Below are 19,270 nucleotides of genomic sequence, written 5' to 3' on the forward strand. Positions count from 1 at the left end.
GGGAGCCGCGAGCGCGATCAGGCGGGGGACGACTGCTTGATTTATGTCGCCTTGTCCCGCTTCCGCACTCGAACGGTTAGCACTTGGACCGTTGTCGCCCAGCTCGCAGTGTTACATCCACCAATGCCTTGCGATTCCGGAATCCCCGACTACCGCGGTCCGAACGGCCTCTGGCGGAAGGACCCCGAGGCCGAGAAGCTCGTGACGTACGAGTACTACATGGGCGACCCGGAGATCCGCCGGCGGTCGTGGCGGATGCGGCGTGAGAACCGTGCCCTGCGGGCGCGACCGAACGCCGCGCACCGGGCGGTGGCCGAGCTGGAGCGGGCCGGGGTACCGGTCCGGGTGATCACGCAGAACGTCGACGGCCTGCACCAGCTCGCCGGGATGCCCACCCGCAAGGTCCTCGAACTGCACGGCAGCGCACACGCGGTCGCGTGTACGAAGTGTCATGCGCGCGGGCCGATGGAGGACGCCCTCGCCCGGGTCGAGGCCGGGGAGGCGGATCCGCCGTGCCTGGAGTGCGGCGGGATCCTCAAGTCGGCGACCGTCATGTTCGGTGAGCGGCTCGACCCCGTGGTGCTGGGTGAGGCGGTCGCGATCACCAAGGCGTGCCAGGTGTTCGTCGCCGCCGGGAGCAGTCTGCAGGTGCAGCCGGCGGCGGGGCTCGCCGGAGTCGCCGCCGACCATGGGGCCCGCCTGGTCATCGTCAACGCCGAGCCGACCCCGTACGACGACCGGGCCGACGAGGTGATCCGCGAGCCGATCGGCACGAGCCTGCCCGCGCTGCTGCGGAGCCTGGGCGGCTGAGCGGCACGGGATCTGCCGTAGCGGTTCAGAAGAGTGCCGTGTCCCGCTCTCGTCGTTCTCCCCGCTCGAAGGCCAGCAGCCGCCGCTTGCGTTCCAGACCGCCGCCGTAGCCCGTCAGGCTGCCGTCCGCGCCCACCACACGATGGCAGGGCACGATGATTCCCAGCGGATTTTTGCCGTTGGCGAGACCCACCGCCCGCGACGCGTTCGGATTGCCGAGGGTGTCCGCGAGTTGACCGTACGAACGGGTCTCGCCGTACGGGATCCTGCGCAGCTCCGCCCAGACCGAACACTGGAACGGGGTGCCGTGCAGTCTCAGTCGCACGGAGAAGTCCTTCAACTCGCCCTCGAAGTAGGCCCGCAGCTCGTCGACCGCCTCGGCGAACGGCGTGTCGTCCGGGTCGCCGAAGCTCTCCTCGGGCGGGCGGTGGCGCTGATCGGTCATATAGAGCCCGGAGAGAACGCCGTCGGTGGCGACCAGCGTGAGTGGGCCGTACGGGCTGTCGATGACGGTGTGCTGCTTCATGCTCTGCTCTGTCTGCTGCTTCACTGCTGTTCCTTCGGTACGTGAACTGCCTGTTCGGGTTCGGGGAGGAGGTTGATCGGGTGCGTGCCCGTCGCCCACAGGTACTGGACGGCGTACGCGCGCCAGGGCCGCCAGTCCGCGGCCCGTGCCGTCAGTGCGGCGGGAGTGGACGGCAGGCTCAACTCCCGGGCGGCATAACGGATTCCGAGGTCGGTCGCCGGGAAGGCGTCGGGGTCGCCGAGGGCGCGCATGGCGATGACCTCCACGGTCCAGGGCCCGAACCCGGGAAGGGCGAGCAGCCGGGCCCTGGTCTCCGCCCAGTCGCCCTCCACGCCCAGATTGAGGGTGCCGTCGGCCAGTTGCCCCACCAGCGTGGTGAGGGTGGTCCGGCGGGTGGCCGGCATGGCGAGCGCTTCGGGGTCGAGTGCCGCCAGGGCCTCGACGGACGGGAAGAGGTGGGTGAGGCCGCCCTCGGGATCGTCGACCGTTTCACCGTGGGCCGTGACCAGGCGTCCCGCGTGCGTGCGAGCGGCGGCCGTGGACACCTGCTGCCCCAGCACGGCCCGTACGGCGAACTCGGCCTCGTCGACCGTACGGGGCACGCGGCGGCCCGGCGCCTTGTCGACGAGCGGCGCCAGTACCGGATCCGTACGCAACTGGTCGTCGATCGCGACCGGGTCGGCGTCCAGGTCGAGCATGCGGCGGCAGCGGCTGATGGCGACGGTCAGGTCACGCAGGTCGCTGAGGGTGAGCCGGCAGCCGATGTGGTCGGGCTTCGGAGTGAGGGCGACGACACCCCTGCCGTACGGCAGCCGCAGGGTGCGCCGGTACGCGCCGTCGCGCCACTCCTCCACCCCGGGGACTGCGGTCGCGACGAGGTGGCCGAACAGGTTGTCGGGGTTGAGCGGGGACCGGAAGGGGAGGCGGAGGGCCAACACCCCCGGTGTGCCGACGGAGCCGGCACGGTCGGCGCGGTCGGCGCGGTTCTTGGGCGCCCTGGTGCGCAGTTCGCTCGGGGCGAGGGCGAAGACCTCACGGACCGTGTCGTTGAAGGTGCGGACGGAGGAGAAGCCCGCCGCGAAGGCGATCTCGGCCATCGGGAGCGGTGTCGTCTCGATCAGCAGGCGTGCGGTCTGGGCGCGCTGGGCGCGGGCCAGGGCGAGCGGGCCCGCGCCCAGTTCGGCCAGGAGCTGGCGTTCGATCTGCCGGGTGCTGTATCCGAGGCGGGCCGCGAGCCCCGGTACCCCCTCGCGGTCCACGATCCCGTCGCCGATCAGCCGCATCGCGCGGGCCACGAGGTCCGCGCGCTGGTTCCACTCGGGCGAGCCGGGGCTCGTGTCGGGGCGGCAGCGCTTGCACGCCCGGAATCCGGCCTGCTGGCAGGCCGCGGCGCTCGGGTAGAACGTCATGTTCTCCGCCTTCGGAGGCACGACGGGGCAGCTGGGCCGGCAGTAGATCCGCGTGGTCAGGACCGCGGTGAAGAACCATCCGTCGAAGCGGGCGTCCTTCGACTGGACGGCGCGCACACAGCGCTCGGTCTCGGCGTGCATCCCGTTCTGCATGCCTTCCAGCATCGCCCTCGGTCGGGGCGTTGGCTGGCGGGAATGCGACATCTGCCTCAGCCCGGCTCCCTCCCCCGAGCGGCGGGGCTCACTCCTGCGCTGTGGGCCGCCGGGAGGCCGCCGTCGCCCTGTCGACGTCGGTCAGGGGGCGCAGCCGGTAGGTGTAGGAGTAGTCCCGGTCGGCGAAGAGCTTGTACTCGTCGTGGGTGTGCGCGCCCCAGCTGTTGTCGCCGCCCACACCCATCTGCCGGTGGTTGACACGCAGGACGACCTCGTCCCGGCGGGTCAGCTGGTAGTCGTGGCGCGTGCCCACCGACAGGTCCTCGGGGGTGAGGTGCGAGGCGTTGACCTCGATGAGCGGTTCGCCCGAGACGAGCAGTCCGGCGCCGTCGCGGCCGGTGAGGGCGGCCCAGCGGACGTCGGTCCTGTTGCCGTTCTCCTGCGGGCGGATGTAGGGCGTCCACTGCCCGGAGACGGTCCCGGAGTACAGCCCCACGTCGGTGCCGTCGTTGCGGTCCCAGTGGTTCTCCTCGGGGCCGCGGCCGTAGTGGTGCAGGTGCTCCAGCCGGCCCGGGAGGAACAGCAGGGTCCCGACCTCCGGGATGTAGGGGAGGTTCGGCGCACCCGGGTGGAGGGTGTTGTCGACCCTGATCTCACCGTTGCCGAAGACCGTGTAGGTGGTGGTGTACGTCGATTCGGTGGTGGTGGGCAGGGTCCCCGTGACCTTGATCCGGACGGCGCGGTCGCGCAGGGTGCCCACGCTCACGTCCGTCACCTTCCGCAGGGTCCCGGCGTCGCGCCAGGTCTGGTTGCGGACGTGCTGGCCGTTGCCCCGGTCGTTGTCGGTCGGTGCCCGCCAGAAGTTCGGCACGGGCCCGGACGTGATGAGCCGGGCGCCACGGGCCTCGTACGAGGTGATGACGCCGGTCCTCTTGTCGACGGTCACGGAGAAGTCGTCGCCCCGGACCGTGACGGACCGTTCGCCGTCCTGGTGGCGCAGGGTGGGCACACGGGTCAGTGGCACGGGCCGTACGGCGGGGCTGTGGGCGTCGATCGGCAGTTGCTGTCCGGCCACCTCGAAGCCGGCGTCGGCCCACTTCGTGCGTTCCCTGGTGGTGAAGGACAGGCTCAGGAAGTACTCCGTGCCGGGCGCCGGGTTGGCCGGCAGCCTGACGGGCACGGTGATGTCCTTGCTGCTGAGCGGCGGCACATCCAGCTGGGCGCGACTGAGCTTTCCGCGCCGCACGGTCCGGCCGTCGGCGACGAGAACCCAACTGCCTTCGAATGCGCGGAGGTTGGTGAACAGGTACTCGTTGGTGAGGGCGACGGAGAGCCCGGCGGCTCCGGCGACCAGAGACTTCCCGGATGCCGCAGGCGCGGCGTTGACCGCCTGGTAGATCCGTTTGACCTCCGCGGCCTTGCCGGTGTGTCCTCGGTCGGCGGTGACGATGCCGTCCGCGACGAAGGCCCCGTCGTTCGGGTGGTCGCCCCAGTCGCCGCCGTACGCGAAGAAGCTGCGGTTCTCAGGACGGCTCCCGGGTCGCTTCTCCGTCACCTTCACGGTGGCCGCGTCGAACCAGAACCGCACTCCGTCGTCACCGGGGCCGCGTCCGTCCGAGGCGAGTTCGGCCGCGGACAGCGCGCGGGCGTAGACGCGCGCCCGCCGGATCGTGCCGCTGAACTCCCGGGTGGGGTTGTCGACGTCCGTGGCGAGCGACAGCGGCGCGGTGTTGACGGCGGGTCGCCGGGTGGTGGTGCGGGTGGCCCTGACCGCGCCGTCGACGTGGAGGGTCAGGGTGCCCGCCGCCGCGTCGAAGACGCCCGCGATGTGGTGTTCCTCGCCGGTCCAGTCGTCCGGGAGGGCCCAGGTGGCGCTGATCCACTGGCCGTCGCCGTGGATGAAGAACTCCAGGTTCCCGCTCGTCTGCTTGAGGGCGTACTGGGTGTCGCCCTTGGTGAGGAGCGGCTGGTGGTAGCCGGTCACGTGCGGGGTGACCCAGGCCTCAAGGGTCAGGGAGCCGGTGAGGTCGAGTCCGGGGTCGCGGGCGAAGACGGTGCTGCCGGACACGCCCTTGTTCCGGTCGAAGGTCGCGCCGGCGGCCTGGATCTCGCCGCGCACCGCGCCCGGCCCGGTCTCCGTGAAGAGCGTGCGCGTGGGGACCGGTGTGGTCAGGGACTGGTCGGCGAAGTCCCAGATCCAGCCGCCCTGCAGCACGTCGTGGCGGCGGATGAGGTCCCAGTACTTCTTGAGGTTGCCGGTCGAGTTACCCATCGAGTGCGAGTACTCGATCATGACGTACGGACGGGTGTCGGAGGTGTCCTTGGCCCGAGCCTCGACGCGCGCGGGGCTGTCGTACATCTCCGAGCGGATGTCACTGATCGCGGGCCGGTCGTCGCCCTCGTACTGGATGACCCGGGTCGGGTCGTACGAGCGGATCCAGTCGTGCATGGCGACGAAGGTGCTGCCGCCGCCTGCCTCGTTGCCGAGCGACCAGATGACGACACAGGCGTGGTTCTTGTCGCGGTGGACCATGTTCCGCGCGCGGGCCACGCACGCCCTGCTCCAGTCGGGGTGGTCGCCCGGGTACTCGTCGCGGATGCCGTGGGTCTCCAGGTTGGTCTCGTCCACCAGGTACAGGCCGTACTCGTCGGCCAGCTCGTACCAGTGGATGTTGTTGGGGTAGTGCGAGGTGCGGACGGTGTTGATGTTGGTCCGCTTGATGATCTCGATGTCCCTGACCATGTCCGCGCGGGTGAGCGCGGTGCCGCGATCGGGGTGCATCTCGTGCCGGTTGGTGCCCCGCAGCGAGATGGGCCGGCCGTTGACGCGCATCAGCCCGTCCTTCAGCGCGAACTCACGCAGACCGACCCGGTGCGAGAGCGTCTCGACGACCTTGCCCGCCGGATCGCGCAGCCGCAGCACGGCCGTGTAGAGGTACGGGTCCTCGGCCGACCACAGCTTCGGCGCGGGCACGGCCCTGGCAGCCTGTACGGTCACGTCCTCGCCGGCCGGGGATGACCCGAGGTCCACGGCCTGGAGCAGCGGGCGGGGCCAGACGGCGTGCCCTCGCGCGTCGTGGAGCTGGGTCTCGACGGAGTACGAGCCCGCGCCACCCTCGCTTCCCGCACGGTCGCCGTAGTCGCTTCCCGCACGGTCGCCGTAGTCGCGCACGCTCGCGGTGACCGACAGCTCGGCGGCCCGGTAGTCGTCGCTCAGCGGGGTGTCCAGTTTGAAGTCGCGCAGGTGTACGGCCGGGGTGGAGTGGAGGTGGACCGAGCGGAAGATGCCGCTCAGCCGGATCATGTCCTGGTCCTCCAGCCAGTCGCCGTCGGAGTAGCGGTACACCTCCACCGCGATCTGGTTGGTGCCGGGCTTCAGGTGCGGGGTGATGTCGTACTCGGCGGGGGTGTAGGAGTCCTCGTGGTAGCCGACCAGTTCTCCGTTGATCCAGACGTAGTGGGCGGACTTGACCCCTTCGAAGTGCAGGAACGTCCGCCGCCCCGACCAGCCCTTCGGGACGGTGAAGGTACGTCTGTACTGGCCCACGGGGTTGTAACGGGTCGGGGCGGCCGGTGGCTGCGGCTCCTCGCCCAGACCGTTGGGGCCCCAGTAGGGGTAGGTGATGTTGATGTAGATCGGGAAGTCGTAGCCGTGCAGCTGCCAGACGGAGGGGACGGGGATCGTGTCCCAGGAGCTGTCGTCGACGTCGGTGCGGTGGAAGTCGGGGTCCCGGTCGTCGGGACGGTCGACGTAGGCGAACTTCCACTTCCCGTCGAGGCTCATCCGGTACGGCGAGCGGGTGCGGTCGCCGTCCAGCGCCTGTGCCACGTCCGCGTACGGGGTGAGGGTGGTGTGCGGCGGCTCGGTCCCTACCTGGAAGACGTCGATGGCGCCGTTCCACTCCGGGGAGCCGTCCGCCGCGGCGGGCAGGCCGGCCGCGTGGACCGTGGAGCCGGACGAGGGCAGGGCGAGCGCGCCGAGGACGACGGCCCCTCCCTCAAGGAGGCGACGGCGGCTGACGGGAGTGGCGTGCGGAGGCAGGTGCGGGCGCGGGTGCGGCATGGCTGAGGCCTTCCTCGGTACGACCGTGGGGTGCGCGAACTGAGGGGCGCGATGCGACTTCTGGGCACAAAGGCACGTGGTGAGCCACAGAAACCCTAGAACCCGAACACAACACCGGCAATGACCCTGTCGAACTCTGTGTGTTCCTGAGGGCTGTGCCGCAGGGGCGCCCGTCCGGGGTACCCGCACGGGGAGGTGCCCGCCGGGGCTCCCGCGGTCCGGTCAGCCGACCCGCGTCGCGAACGCCTCGTACGCAGGCCGTCGAAGAGGACGAATCTGACCTCGGTCACCGCTGTCTCCGTGTCCCGCACGGTCCCGAGCTTGCGGCAGTCGGTGAGGATCTCGGGGCCGCCGCGCCGGTGGATGGCGCCGTCCACGCCTCCGCCGCCCAGCAGGGAGGAGTTCGCCGCGTTCACGATGGCGTCTACGCTCTGCCCTGCCGGGTGATGTCGCCCCGGACGAGTTCGATGGTGGTCCTGGTGCTCATGTCCGGCGCAGCCTCTTCCATACGGCCTTCGCCGCGTTGTGCCCCGACATGCCGTGCACGCCGGGACCCGGCGGGGTCGCCGAGGAGCAGATGAACACCGCCGGGTGCGGGGTGCTGTACGGGTACGCCGACAGCCTGGGGCGGAGCAGCAGCTGCAGGCCGGAAGCCGCGCCGCAGCCGATGTCACCGCCCACGTAGTTGGCGTTGCGGGCGGCGAGTTCGGGCGGGCCCGCCGTGGCACGGGCGAGGACCCGGTCGCGGAAACCGGGCGCGAATCGCTCCAGCTGGCGCTCGATCGTGTCGGTGAGGTCCCCGGTCCAGCCGCTCGGGACATGCGCGTAGGCCCAGAACACGTGCTTGCCGGCCGGTGCGCGGGACGGGTCGACGACGCTGGGCTGCACGGTGATCAGGAACGGCGCGTCGGGGGCCCGCCCCTCCCTGCTGGCGGCGCGCAGGGCGGTCCCGATCTCCTCGCGGTCCGCGCCGACCTGCACCGTGCCGGCCGTGCGGGCCTCCTTCGCGGTCCACGGCACCGGTCCGTCGAGCGCGTAGTCGATCTTGAAGACGCCCGCCCCGTAGCGGTATCCCTCGTAGTAGCGCCCGAAGCCCGCGATGCGGCTCAGCGCGGTGGGCGAGGTGTCGAAGACGTACGCGCGCGCGGGCGGCAGGTCGTCGAGGCGCTTGACCTCGTAGTCGGTGTGGACGGCGCCGCCCAGGTCCTTGAGGTACGCGGTGAGCGCGTCGGAGATCGACTGGGAGCCACCACGGGCGACGGGCCAGCCCCTGGCGTGCGCGGCCAGCGCGAAGACGAGGCCGACGGCGCCGGTGCCGATACCGCCCAGCGGCGACATGACGTGGGCGACGAGCCCCGCGAACAGCGCCTTGGCCCGCTCGTCGCGGAACCTGCGCATCAGCCAGGTCGAGGGCGGCAGTCCGACCAGACCGAAGCGGGCGAGGGTGACCGGGTCCCGGGGCAGCGCGCTGAGCGGCAGGGACATGAAGTCCTGTACGAGGGTGTCCCATCGGTGGGTGAAGGGCTCCACGAGTCTGCGGTACGTGCCCGCGTCACGCGGTCCGAACGAGGCGGCCGTCTCGGCCACCGACCGTGACAGCACGGCCGCCGTGCCGTCCAGGAAGGGGTGCGCCATGGGCAGTTCGGGCTGCAGCCACTCCAGCCCGTACCGCCCCAGGGGCATCGCGCGGAAAGCTGGTGAATTGACACCCAGGGGGTGCGCCGCCGAACACGGGTCGTGCCGGAAGCCGGGCAGGGTCAGCTCCTCGGTGCGGGCACCTCCCCCGACGGTGTCGCGCGCTTCGAAGACGGCCACGGAGAAGCCGCGGCGGGCCAGCTCCACGGCAGCCGTCAGTCCGTTCGGCCCCGCACCCACCACGACGGCATCGAGCATCGACGGCACCTTCGGACTCCTTTGTCAGCCGATGGCCACTGACGGTCAGGATATGCCGGGCCTCCGACAGCGCCCGTCCCAGCCCCTCGCCGGCTCGTCACCCTGCCCTGACCGGCACCGCTCAGGCACCGCCCGCCAGCAGTTCCAGCACCCGGTGGGCCGTGGCCGCGTCCCGCGCCGCCGTGAACGGAAGCGCGTTGCCGCCGGTGATACGGAAGGGCTCTCCCGCGAGGGTCAGGTGCGCGCCGCCCGCCTCCTCGACCAGCAGGAGACCCGCCGCGTGGTCCCAGGCGGCCTCCCAGCTGAAGGCGACGGCGTCCAACTCGCCGCGGGCGACGGCCAGGTACTCCAGCCCGGCGGAGCCGCAGGGACGCGGGCTCACGCCCCGCGTGCGCAGGCCCAGGAGTGCCCGCTTCTGGTCGTCCGTCGTGTAGTCCGGGTGGGACGTGGCGACTTCGAGGTCATGGCCGGCGTCCGGCGCGCCCGCGAGCAGGGGTACGCCGTCGAGCAGGGCGCCCCGGCCCCGGACGGCGACGGCGAGTTGGTCACGGACCGGGGCGTACGTCCAGGACGCCAGCACGACGCCGCGCTGGGCGAGCGCCACCAGCGTGCAGAAGCCCGGGTCGCCGTGGACGAACTGGCGGGTGCCGTCGACCGGGTCGACGATCCAGACGGGCGCCTCGCCCTGCAGCGCCTCGTACGTCGCCGGATTGGCGTGGACCGCTTCCTCGCCGACCACGACCGAGCCGGGCAGCAGCTTGCCGAGCACCCCGGTGAGGTATTCCTCGGCCTTGCGGTCGGCGTCCGTGACCAGGTCGTGCGGGCCGCTCTTCTCGTCTATCTCGTGCGCCGCGAGCTGCCGGAAGCGCGGCATGATCTCGGTGGCGGCCGCCTCGCGGACGGCCTGTGCGACGTCGGCGGTGCGGTGTGCGAGAAACTCGTCGATGGTTTCCATGTGTTCGATCATGCCTCCATGAGAGCACGCGCCACTGACAATCCCCACCCGTTGGGTGCATGACGGGTGGAATCGGCATGAACAGCGAGTGCTCCGAGGTCGGCACCGGCCTCAGCGGCCGACCGCGTATCCCTGCATCCCGCGCGGGTTCGCCGCCGCCGAGAGGATCCCGGTCCGCGGATCCCGGGCGACCGCGCACAGCCGCCCCTCGGACCAGGCGTCGCCGACCTGGACGTCGTGGCCCCGGCGGCGCAGTTCGGCGACGACCCCGGGGTCGGTGCGGGACTCGACGGTCACGCTGCCCGGCCGCATCCCGCGCGGGTGGAAGGAGCCGGGGAAGCTGTCGTTGTGCCAGTTGGGGGCGTCGATCGCGCCCTGGAGATCGGGGCCGCCGCGTACCTCCGCGCGCAGGGCGACAGCCAGGAAGAAGTGCAGCTGCCACTGGTCCTGCTGGTCGCCGCCGGGCGTACCGAAGGCCAGGACGGGGACCCCGTCCCGCAGCGCGAGCGACGGGGTGAGCGTCGTACGGGGACGGCGGCCCGGGGTCAGCGAGTTGGGCAGCCCTTCGTCCAGCCACGCCATCTGGAGCCGGGTGCCGAGCGGGAAGCCCAGCTCGGGCACGACCGGGTTGGACTGCAGCCAGCCGCCGCTGGGCGTGGCCGCGACCATGTTGCCCCAGCGGTCGACGATGTCGAGGTGGCAGGTGTCGCCCCGGGTGCCACCGTCCGCCGAGACGTCCGGCTCGCCGGGCACAGGAGACGTCGGCGGCTTGGCCACGGTCGGCTCCCCCGCACCTTCGGCCCCTCGCGCCACGGTCGGCTCCCCCGCACCCGGCGCCGCGAGCGCGTCGAAGCCGTCTCCTTCCCACGCTCCCGAGGCCACCGCGCGCGCGTGCCCGCTGAGCAGCGGAGCCCGGCCGCCTGGGCTCCCGGGCCGCAGCTCGTACGAGGCCTCGTCCCCGACCAGCGCCCGCCGCCCTGCGTTGTACCGCGGCGACAACAGCTCCGACAGCAACTCTGCCGCAGGCACCTCGCCCGCGTCCCCGTACCAGGCCTCCCGGTCGGCCATCGCGAGCTTGCAGCCCTCGATCAGCAGGTGCGTGTACTCGGCGGAGCCGTACCGGGGCAGCTCGGGCGGCAGCAGGGCCAGTTGCTGGAGGAGCACCGGGCCCTGGCTCCAGGGCCCCGCCTTGCACAGGGTCCAGCCCCGCCAGTCGTAGGTGGCCGGAGCTTCGTAGGACGCGGACCAGGAGGCCAGGTCGTCGGCGGTGAGCGTGCCGGAATGACGCTCGCCGCTGGTGTCCCGCGTGGGCCGGCCCGCCTGTCGTACGAGCGCCTCGGCGATGAAGCCCGCGCGCCAGATCCGCCGCGCGGCCTCGATCTGCGCGACCCGGCGGTCGCCCTCCTGCGCCCCGCCGTTCCGGGCTTCACCCGCTCCGGCGGACTCCGTGATGAGCCGCTTCCAGGTCGCGGCCAGCGCGGGGTTACGGAACAGCTCACCGGGCCGCGGTGGCTCCCCGCCCGGCAGATACACCTCGGCGGACGACGGCCACTCGGTCTCGAAGAGCTCCCGTACGGTCTCCACGGTCTGGCCGACGCGCTCCACGGGCGCGTGCCCGTCCCGCGCGTACCCGATGGCGTACTTCAGGACGTCCACCAGGGACTTCGTGCCGTGATCGCGCAGCAGCAGCATCCACGCGTCGAAGGCGCCGGGCACGGCGGCCGCGAGGGGTCCGGTGCCGGGGACGAGATCCAGGCCCAGTCCCCTGTAGTGGGCGACGGTGGCTCCGGCCGGTGCCACGCCCTGACCGCACAGGACCCGTACCTCGCCACCTGCCGGGGCGAGGATGATCGGCACCTCTCCGGCGGGCCCGTTGAGGTGCGGCTCGACGACGTGCAGCACGAAACCGGCGGCGACGGCGGCGTCGTACGCGTTGCCGCCGTCCTCCAGCACGGCCATCGCCGACTGGGAGGCGAGCCAGTGCGTGGAGGACACCATTCCGAAGGTGCCCTGGAGCGTGGGGCGGGTGGTGAACACGCGGTAACTCCTCACTGCGGGACGGACGTACGGACTGCGGGACGGACGTACGGACCGCGGGCCAGGTTCCGGACTGCGGGCCAGGAACGTCCGGCGAGGGTACGCAAGTGCCGTCAGCGGCGTTCCGAGGGCTGCCAGGCCGTCGTCCCGAGGATGTTCTCCGGGCCGATGTCGAGCGGATACGGCGGCCGCACGGTCACGGTGTCGTCGCCCTCCTTCGGAGCGACGCGGAGGTACACGCCGCTCGTGTTGTTCATCCGCCAGTACAGGGCCGCGTGTGCGGACTCCCCGGGGGCGAGCGTCAGCGGCCGGGGGCCGGGATCCTCCGGAGCCATGGACACCTGGTCCGTGCCCTCGACGGTCCGCACCCCCGGGAACGGGTCACCCGATCCGTCCAGGACGGTGACGGCCGGATAGCCGTGCAACTCGCGCGGGCTGTCACCGCAGTTGGTGACGTCGAGGCCCATCGCGCGCAGCCCCATCGCCGCGTCGCCCTGATCGGCCGCGAAGCGCAGACCGGACGTGGGGCAGCCCTCCGGCTGCTGACCGGAGACGGTCGCAGAGGGCTCGGAGGTCACGGGGGCCGGCGGGGGTGTGGACGTGGGCGGGACCACCGCCGGGGACGGTGACGGCGGGGGCGTGCGTTCGGGGTTGCTCTCCCGGTCCAGTTCGGCGGAGAGCCCGCACCCGCTCGCCCCCAGCACCGGCGTCAGCACCAGCAGACAGATGAGGGCGGCACTGCGGAACGGCCTCGGACGTATCGCGATCACCCGCCGATCATCACACGAGCCCCTGGCGGAAGCACTCACTCCGCCCGCCACCGAGCCGCCGCCGAGCCGTCATAGCGTCGTCATCGCGTCGTCCCCGTGCCGTCAGTCCCCTGCCCCCGTGTCGTCAGTCCCCTGCCCGCGCGCCGTGACCAGCCCTGACTCGTACGCGAACACCACCAGTTGGGCGCGGTCCCGGGCGCCGAGTTTGATCATCGCGCGGCTGATGTGGGTCTTGGCGGTGAAAGGGCTGATGACCATGTGGGTGGCGATCTCCTCGTTCGTGAGGCCGCGGGCGGCGAGCGCGGTGACCTCGCGTTCCCGGCGGGTCAGGCACTCCAGACCGGGTGCCTTCGCCCGGTCCGGCGGCCGGGACACGAACTCCCCGATCAGCGTGCGGGTGACGGACGGCGACAGCAGGGCCTCGCCGCGCGTGACGACCTCGATGGCCTGGAGCAGGTCGGCGGGCTCGGTGTCCTTGAGCAGGAACCCGCTGGCCCCGGCCCGCAGAGCTTCGAAGACGTACTCGTCGAGGCCGTAGTTGGTCAGCATCACCACGCGCACGCCGGACAGCCGCGGGTCGGCGGCGATGCGGCGGGTCGCCTCGATGCCCGTCATCACCGGCATCTGCACGTCGACGAGGGCGATGTCCGGCACCTGCGCACGCACCAGGGCCACACCCTGCTCACCGTCGGCCGCCTCGCCCACCACCTCGATGCCCTCCTCGGCGTCCAGGAGGGCCCGGAACCCGGCCCGCATGAGCGCCTGGTCGTCGATGAGCGCGACCCGGATCACGCGTGCTCCAACGGCAGACCTGCCCGTACCGAGAAGCCGCCCTCTTCGCGCGGGGCGGCGCGCAGGGTGCCGCCGAGCGCCGTGACCCGTTCGCGCATACCGGTGAGTCCGATGCCGTCGGCGGGCGGACAGGACGGCTCGGCGGTTCCGTCGTCGTCGACGCGTATCGTCAACTCAGCCTCTCCGTAATTGAGTTGTACGGCGACCTTGGCGGGTCCTGCGTGTCTGGCGGCGTTCGTAAGGGCTTCCTGGACGATGCGGTACGCGGCACGGTCCACGGTCGCCGCCAGCGGGCGCTCGCGGCCCGTCACGGTCAGGTCGACGGCGAGACCCGCCGCGCGGGCCCGCTCCACGAGCAGCGCCGGCGTGCCGGTCGGCTCGTCGGTGCGCAGGATGTCCAGCGTGGCGCGCAGTTCGCGCATGGCCTCCCCGCCGGCCTCCTGGATGGCTAGCAGGGCCGGGGGTATCTCCTCGCCGCGCTTGCGTGCGAGATGGACGGCGACACCCGCCTGGAGCTTGACGATGGAGATGCTGTGGGTGAGGGAGTCGTGCAACTCCCGTGCGATGCGCAGGCGTTCCTCCCCGGCACGCCGCAGGGCCGCCTCTTCGCGGGTGCGCTCGGCCTCCAGTGCGCGCTGTTCGGTCTGGCGCAGATACGCCTGCCAGTTGCGGCCCGCGAGGCCGCCGACCACGGCGCAGAGGAACCAGCCCGCGAGCAGGGCGGTGCGTTCGACTGTGCTGTGCGTGACCGGGCCCGCCACGAGATACGCACCGAGGAACACGGCGCCCGCCGCCGCACCCACGGCTCGGTGTCCCGCCTGCGCCGCGGTGGCCACGGCGACCAGCACGGGGAGCGCGGCGACCGGACCCGGCTGGGCGTGCAGCACGTGGGCGCTCAGGGCGGCCGTGGTGACGCCGAGCACCACCCGGGGTGCCTTCCGGTAGGCGGCCAGCGCGAGCGAGCCGGCCACGATCAGTGCGTGGTCGAGCGCGGTGGTGTCCTGGTCGAGGGCCGCCACGGACACGGTGATGGCGCCGATCACCATGGCGAGTGCCACGTCGGCGAGCCGATTGAGGATGGCCTGGTCCGCGCTCATGTCCGTACCGTAGACCGCCGGACGGACAGCGGCGTCAGCCCTGTGGACAACTCCCGCGCTACTCCCGGCGCAGTAGTGGGAGGTGCCGGGCGGCCGGGTCGGCGCACCGTCAACCGCCTCCGCCCGTACGACGCGTGGAGGTCTCCAGGGGGCCAGGATTCTCCCCATGACCCCAGCCTTCCTGACCGCGCCCTTCACGACCGCGCCCTTCCGCCACACCGAGCCCCTGCCGCCCAGGTCCGCCACCGGCCGCACGGCGCAGGTGTACCGGCAGCTCGCGGCGGACTTCGGCATCGAGAACGCCGCCACCTTCGTCGTCCTGTCCTCCTCGCCCGAACTGATGGCCGCCGCCTGGGCGCTGATGCGGGAGTCGCTGCTCGCGGGCGACGGCAGCCGCACCGGCAAGGAGCTGGCCGCCTTCGGGGTGTCCCGTGCCAACAAGTGCCCGTTCTGCGTGGACGCGCACACTCTTCTGCTGCATGCCACGGGCGACCACGCCCTCGCGGAGCGCCTGGCCCGCGGCAAGGCCCCGGAGCGGGAGATCCAGGCGCGTATGGTCGCCTGGGGCGAGGCGACCCGTGTCCCGGGCAGCCCGGATCTCACCCCGCTGCCCTTCTTCGTCCGGCACACCGCCGCGTACGTGGGCACCGCCCTGTCCTTCCACTTCATCAACCGGATCGTCTCGGCCCTCCTGACCGAGAACCTCCTGCCGGGCAACGTCCAGCGGTTCAGGACGGTCCGCAGCCTCGTCGGCCGTTCCGTGGCGAAGACCGTGCGCCGGCGCCTTGTCCCGGGCACGAGCCTCGCCCTCCTCGACGGCGGCGCGGGCCCCGGCCCGGCCTGGGCGGCCGGAACGGCGGTCGGCCCGGCCTACGCGGCGCTGCGGGCCGCGGCCACGGCGGGCTCCGCGCCGCTGACCGAGGCCGACCAGAACCTCGTACGGGACACGGTCGCGCTCTGGGACGGTACGCATCAGCCGATGATCTGGGACGCCCTGCCCGGCCGAGCGGACCGGCCCGGGGCTCGGCTGGCGCTGCTGGCCGCGCTGGCTCCGTACCGGATCACCGACGAGGACGTGGCCGCCTGGAAGAAGCCGCCGTACACGGACCACTGCCTGGTCGGGCTGGTCGCGTACGGGGCGTTCGCGGCCGTGGACCGTATCGAGCGCGCGCTGCCCCTTCCTGCCGCGCCGCCCCTGCACGCCCCGGTGACCGGTGCGGTCGCCGGTCGGGCGGAGTAGTCACCGTCACCGGTCGGCCGCGGTAAGTACTGTCACCGCGCGGGCACGGGCAGGCACGGAGCGAGTTCGCCCTTCCGCCCCACAGTCACGCGTGTGACACTGGCGTCCCGTCCGCTGTGCGGACCCCTCCGCACCGTCCCCCACGAAATGTGCGCCGTGCGCTCTCTTCCGCTCGCTCTCACCGCGCGTCTGGCGCCGGTCGTCGTGCTCGCCACGGCCGGCTGGGCGCTTTCGTCCGGGCCGCTCGCCGCGACTCCGGCAACGGAGAAGAAGGCCGCCCCCGACGGCGCGAGATCTCCGTCGGCGCCCGCGACCGCCGCGGCGACCCGCACCTACCGCGACTCTCCCGCGCCGTGCGAGGGCATCACGAAGAAGACGGTGAGCGCGCTGGTGCCCGGCGCCAGGACAGCCGGCAAGGAGATCCCCTCCACCGACGAGTCGCTGCGCCGCACCTGTTCCTGGAACGCGCTCAAGTCGTTCGACTACCGCTGGCTGGACATCTCGTACGAGATCAAGAAATCGGACGAGACCGCCCTCGCCGCGTACAAGCAGCGCACCACGGAGAAGAGCGGCGGCGGTGAGGTCCCCGGCGTCGGCGACGAGGCCTACTCGGTGGTGAACCTCACCACCGACAAGAAGCAGCAGACCCGTGAGGGCATGGTGATCGTCCGCGCGTCCAACGCCCTGGTGGTCGTCACGTACAACGGCAGTGACTTCGAGACCAAGAAGGCGCCCGGTACGGACGTGATCAACAAGGGCGCCATCAAGGCCGCCAAGGAGGGGATGGCCGCGCTGGAGGCCGCCCGGTAGGGGCGGCTCCCGGCGCGGCCGGCCCGCCGTCAGGTGACCTTGTGCGCGGACTCCTCCCGTTCGGCCCGTGCCACGGGTGCCATCAGGACGACGTAGAGGATGAGCGACGAGGTGACGCCGACCGCCCATCCGTAGTCGGCGAGCGGCTTGAGGAACGGGATGAGTCCGTCGACCGGGAACGGGCCCAGCTTCGCCCCCTCGGCGTCGACGTTCGAGTACGAGCCGCCGACGGCCAGGACTCCCCCGACCACGAAGGCCAGCACCGCCCGCCAGTTCCAGCCGTTCGTGTACCAGTAGCGTCCGCCGGGCGTGTAGAGGTCCGCGAGGTGCAGGACCGTACGGCGGACGATCCAGTAGTCGGCGATCAGGATGCCGGCGACCGTGCCGAGCAGTCCGCCGACCACACCGAGCCAGGTGAAGATGTAGAACTCCGGGGTGGAGATCAGCTTCCACGGGAAGATCAGGATGCCGATGACACCCGTGATCAGCGCGCCCGTACGGAAGTTGATGAACTTCGGCGCCAGGTTGGACAGGTCGTACGCCGGTGAGACCACGTTCGCCGCGATGTTCACGGAGATCGTGGCGATCAGCACGATGAAGAGCGCGAAGAGCAGACCGAAGGCGCTGTCCGTCTTGGCCGCCAGAGCCACCGGGTCCCAGATGGCCTCTCCGTAGACGGCCTCCGAGCCGGAGGTGACCAGCACGGCGAGGATCGCGAAGAGCGTCATCGTCGTGGGAAGTCCAAGGCTCTGCCCCCAGGTCTGCGCCTTCTGGCTGGCGCCGAAACGGGTGAAGTCGGGGATGTTGAGGGACAGCGTCGCCCAGAAGCCGATCATGCCCATCAGGGCGGGGAAGAAGACCGTCCAGAAGTCGGGGCCCCAGCCGAGCTTCGAGGGCTGGTCGAGCAGCGCGCCGAAGCCGTCGGCCTTGACGGCGATCCAGATCAGCAGAACGAACGCGCCGACGATCACGACGGGTGCGGCCCAGTTCTCGAAGCGCCGCAGGAAGTCCATTCCGCGGTAGATGATCGCGATCTGCACGGCCCAGAAGAGCAGGAAGCACAGCCACAGCGGCCAGGGGTTGCCCGCGATCTGCCCCGCCTTCTCCCACTCGCCGCCGGTCAGCTTGGAGCCGAGGGCGAAGATGCCGCTGCCGCCGATCCAGGTCTGGATGCCGAACCAGCCGCAGGCCACGGCCGCCCGGATCAGCGCCGGGATGTTGGCCCCGCGCAGCCCGAAGGAGGCGCGGGCCAGCACGGGGAAGGGGATGCCGTACTTGGGTCCGGCGTGCCCGGTGGCCAGCATCGGCAGCAGCACGATGATGTTGGCCAGCGCGATCGTGAAGACGGCCTGCTTCCAGTCCATGCCGAGGGCGACCAGGCCGGAGGCCAGGGTCCAGCTGGGAATGCAGTGCGCCATGGAGATCCACAGCGCCGCGAAGTTGTACGTCGTCCACTTGCGCTCGGCGACCGGGACGGGACGCAGGTCCTCGTTGGCGAAGGGGCTGCTCGCGGGAAAGGCCCCGGGGCTGAGTTCGATCCGCCCCTCGGTGTCGGCGGACTGGGATATCGGTGGCCCCGTGGGGACGGTTTCGGTCATGAGCAGGCCAATCAATGAGGTGGGACGGGAAAGGCCGTGCGGGGCGGGCGGTGGAGCGACCGTCAACTGTGGACGGCGCAGGATGAACATCAACTGTTGACGGCGGGGATGACCGTTGATCCGTACGCCTCGATGACCTCCTCCTGCGCGTCATGCATGTCGTACAGGGCGAACTGGTCGACACCCAGCTCCCGCAGGGCCTGCAGCTTCGCGATGTGCTGCTCGGCCGTACCGATCAGACAGAACCGGTCGACGATCTCGTCCGGCACGAACCGGGTGTCGGGGTTTCCGCTGCGCCCGTGGTGGGAGTAGTCGTAGCCCTCGCGGGACTTGATGTAGTCGGTGAGTTCGTCGGGGACGGCGGCGGAGTGCTTCCCGTACTTGGAGACGAGGTCGGCGACGTGGTTGCCGACCATGCCGCCGAACCAGCGGCACTGCTCCCGCGCGTGGGCGAGCGCCTCGGGCGAGTCGTCCTCGGTGACGTACGCGGGGGCGGCCACACAGACCTTGACGTCGGCCGGGTCGCGTCCGGCGTCCGCCGCCGCGGTCCGCACCGCCTTGACCATGTACTCGGTGAGGTACAGGTCGGCGAGCTGGAGGATGAAACCGTCCGCCGCCTCGCCGGTCATCTTCAGGGCCTTGGGCCCGTACGCGGCCATCCAGACGGGGAGTTCGGCGCCCGGCCGGACCCACGGAAACCTGATCACCGTGCCGCCGAGGTCGGCCTCGTCACCGCGACCCAGCGCCCGGATGACCTTCATGGCCCCGCTGATCCGCGCGAGGGTGTTGGGTTTGCGGCCGGCCACCCGCATCGCCGAGTCACCGCGGCCGATGCCGCAGACCGTGCGGTTGCCGAACATGTCGTTGAGCGTGGCGAAGGTCGAGGCGGTGACCTCCCAGGTGCGGGTGCCCGGGTTCGTCACCATCGGGCCGACCTTCAACTTCGTGGTGTTGGAGAGGATCTGGCTGTAGATCACGAACGGCTCCTGCCAGAGCACGGCGGAGTCGAAGGTCCAGCCGTACGTGAAGCCGTTGCGCTCGGCCCGCTTCATCAGGCTGATGACGCGGGAGGCAGGCGGGTCTGTCTGCAGGACGAGTCCGAAGTCCATGGCGCCAC

The 19,270-nt window shown here is 71.5% G+C and carries 14 protein-coding genes and 1 pseudogene; 3 read left to right on the forward strand and 12 right to left on the reverse strand.

Annotation, left to right across the window (positions count from 1 at the left end):
• Positions 1-123 precede the first annotated feature (123 nt).
• Complete coding sequence (locus ACIOKD_RS00790) at positions 124-810, forward strand: SIR2 family NAD-dependent protein deacylase (protein ID WP_402076522.1); 687 nt, start codon at positions 124-126, stop codon at positions 808-810.
• A 25-nt stretch (positions 811-835) separates the two neighbouring features.
• Here the strand turns inward: ACIOKD_RS00790 and ACIOKD_RS00795 are convergent, their stop codons facing one another.
• The 10 genes and pseudogenes from ACIOKD_RS00795 to ACIOKD_RS00840 form a co-directional block, all read right to left on the reverse strand.
• Positions 836-1,336, reverse strand: coding sequence for a methylated-DNA--[protein]-cysteine S-methyltransferase (locus ACIOKD_RS00795; RefSeq protein WP_402077648.1), 501 nt, complete (start codon positions 1,334-1,336; stop codon positions 836-838).
• 20 nt (positions 1,337-1,356) lie between these two features.
• Positions 1,357-2,898, reverse strand: coding sequence for an AlkA N-terminal domain-containing protein (locus ACIOKD_RS00800; protein ID WP_402076523.1), 1,542 nt, complete (start codon positions 2,896-2,898; stop codon positions 1,357-1,359).
• A gap of 88 nt (positions 2,899-2,986) precedes the next feature.
• Positions 2,987-6,961, reverse strand: a complete 3,975-nt coding sequence (locus ACIOKD_RS00805; protein ID WP_402076524.1) for a glycoside hydrolase family 2 TIM barrel-domain containing protein — start codon at positions 6,959-6,961, stop codon at positions 2,987-2,989.
• Between the two features lie 317 nt (positions 6,962-7,278).
• A pseudogene (locus tag ACIOKD_RS00810) lies at positions 7,279-7,448 on the reverse strand (macro domain-containing protein); the annotation flags it as partial.
• The gene (locus tag ACIOKD_RS00815; RefSeq protein WP_402077650.1) at positions 7,445-8,854 is read right to left on the reverse strand and encodes a phytoene desaturase family protein; all 1,410 of its coding nucleotides are present in this window, start codon (positions 8,852-8,854) and stop codon (positions 7,445-7,447) included. The pseudogene ACIOKD_RS00810 and the gene ACIOKD_RS00815, both read right to left, overlap by 4 nt.
• A gap of 121 nt (positions 8,855-8,975) precedes the next feature.
• A complete protein-coding gene (locus ACIOKD_RS00820; protein WP_402076525.1) occupies positions 8,976-9,821 on the reverse strand; it encodes an inositol monophosphatase family protein in 846 nt (281 codons plus the stop codon).
• Positions 9,822-9,920: 99 nt separating this feature from the next.
• Positions 9,921-11,846: a gamma-glutamyltransferase family protein gene (locus ACIOKD_RS00825; protein WP_402076526.1), complete on the reverse strand. Its 1,926-nt coding sequence runs from the start codon at positions 11,844-11,846 to the stop codon at positions 9,921-9,923.
• A gap of 113 nt (positions 11,847-11,959) precedes the next feature.
• Entirely contained in the window at positions 11,960-12,616 is a 657-nt protein-coding gene (locus ACIOKD_RS00830; protein ID WP_402076527.1) for a DUF4232 domain-containing protein, read from the reverse strand.
• 102 nt (positions 12,617-12,718) lie between these two features.
• On the reverse strand, positions 12,719-13,408 hold the full coding sequence (locus tag ACIOKD_RS00835) for a response regulator (RefSeq protein ID WP_402076528.1): 690 nt from the start codon (positions 13,406-13,408) through the stop codon (positions 12,719-12,721).
• Positions 13,405-14,505 carry a sensor histidine kinase gene (locus ACIOKD_RS00840; RefSeq protein ID WP_402076529.1) on the reverse strand — a complete coding sequence of 367 codons (1,101 nt, stop codon included), beginning with the start codon at positions 14,503-14,505 and terminating at the stop codon, positions 13,405-13,407. The genes ACIOKD_RS00835 and ACIOKD_RS00840 overlap by 4 nt, the downstream gene beginning before the upstream one ends.
• A gap of 166 nt (positions 14,506-14,671) precedes the next feature.
• Here ACIOKD_RS00840 and ACIOKD_RS00845 point away from each other — a divergent pair, with 166 nt between their 5' ends.
• Entirely contained in the window at positions 14,672-15,745 is a 1,074-nt protein-coding gene (locus tag ACIOKD_RS00845) for a carboxymuconolactone decarboxylase family protein (protein ID WP_402076530.1), read from the forward strand.
• A gap of 147 nt (positions 15,746-15,892) precedes the next feature.
• Positions 15,893-16,555 carry a hypothetical protein gene (locus tag ACIOKD_RS00850; protein ID WP_402077653.1) on the forward strand — a complete coding sequence of 221 codons (663 nt, stop codon included), beginning with the start codon at positions 15,893-15,895 and terminating at the stop codon, positions 16,553-16,555.
• 29 nt (positions 16,556-16,584) lie between these two features.
• Here the strand turns inward: ACIOKD_RS00850 and ACIOKD_RS00855 are convergent, their stop codons facing one another.
• The gene (locus tag ACIOKD_RS00855) at positions 16,585-18,153 is read right to left on the reverse strand and encodes an NCS1 family nucleobase:cation symporter-1 (RefSeq protein WP_402076531.1); all 1,569 of its coding nucleotides are present in this window, start codon (positions 18,151-18,153) and stop codon (positions 16,585-16,587) included.
• Between the two features lie 89 nt (positions 18,154-18,242).
• Positions 18,243-19,262 carry a TIGR03842 family LLM class F420-dependent oxidoreductase gene (locus ACIOKD_RS00860; protein WP_402076532.1) on the reverse strand — a complete coding sequence of 340 codons (1,020 nt, stop codon included), beginning with the start codon at positions 19,260-19,262 and terminating at the stop codon, positions 18,243-18,245.
• Between the last annotated feature and the right edge of the window lie 8 nt (positions 19,263-19,270).

The sequence above is a fragment of the Streptomyces sp. NPDC087844 genome, from assembly GCF_044742785.1.
Lineage (GTDB): Bacteria > Actinomycetota > Actinomycetes > Streptomycetales > Streptomycetaceae > Streptomyces.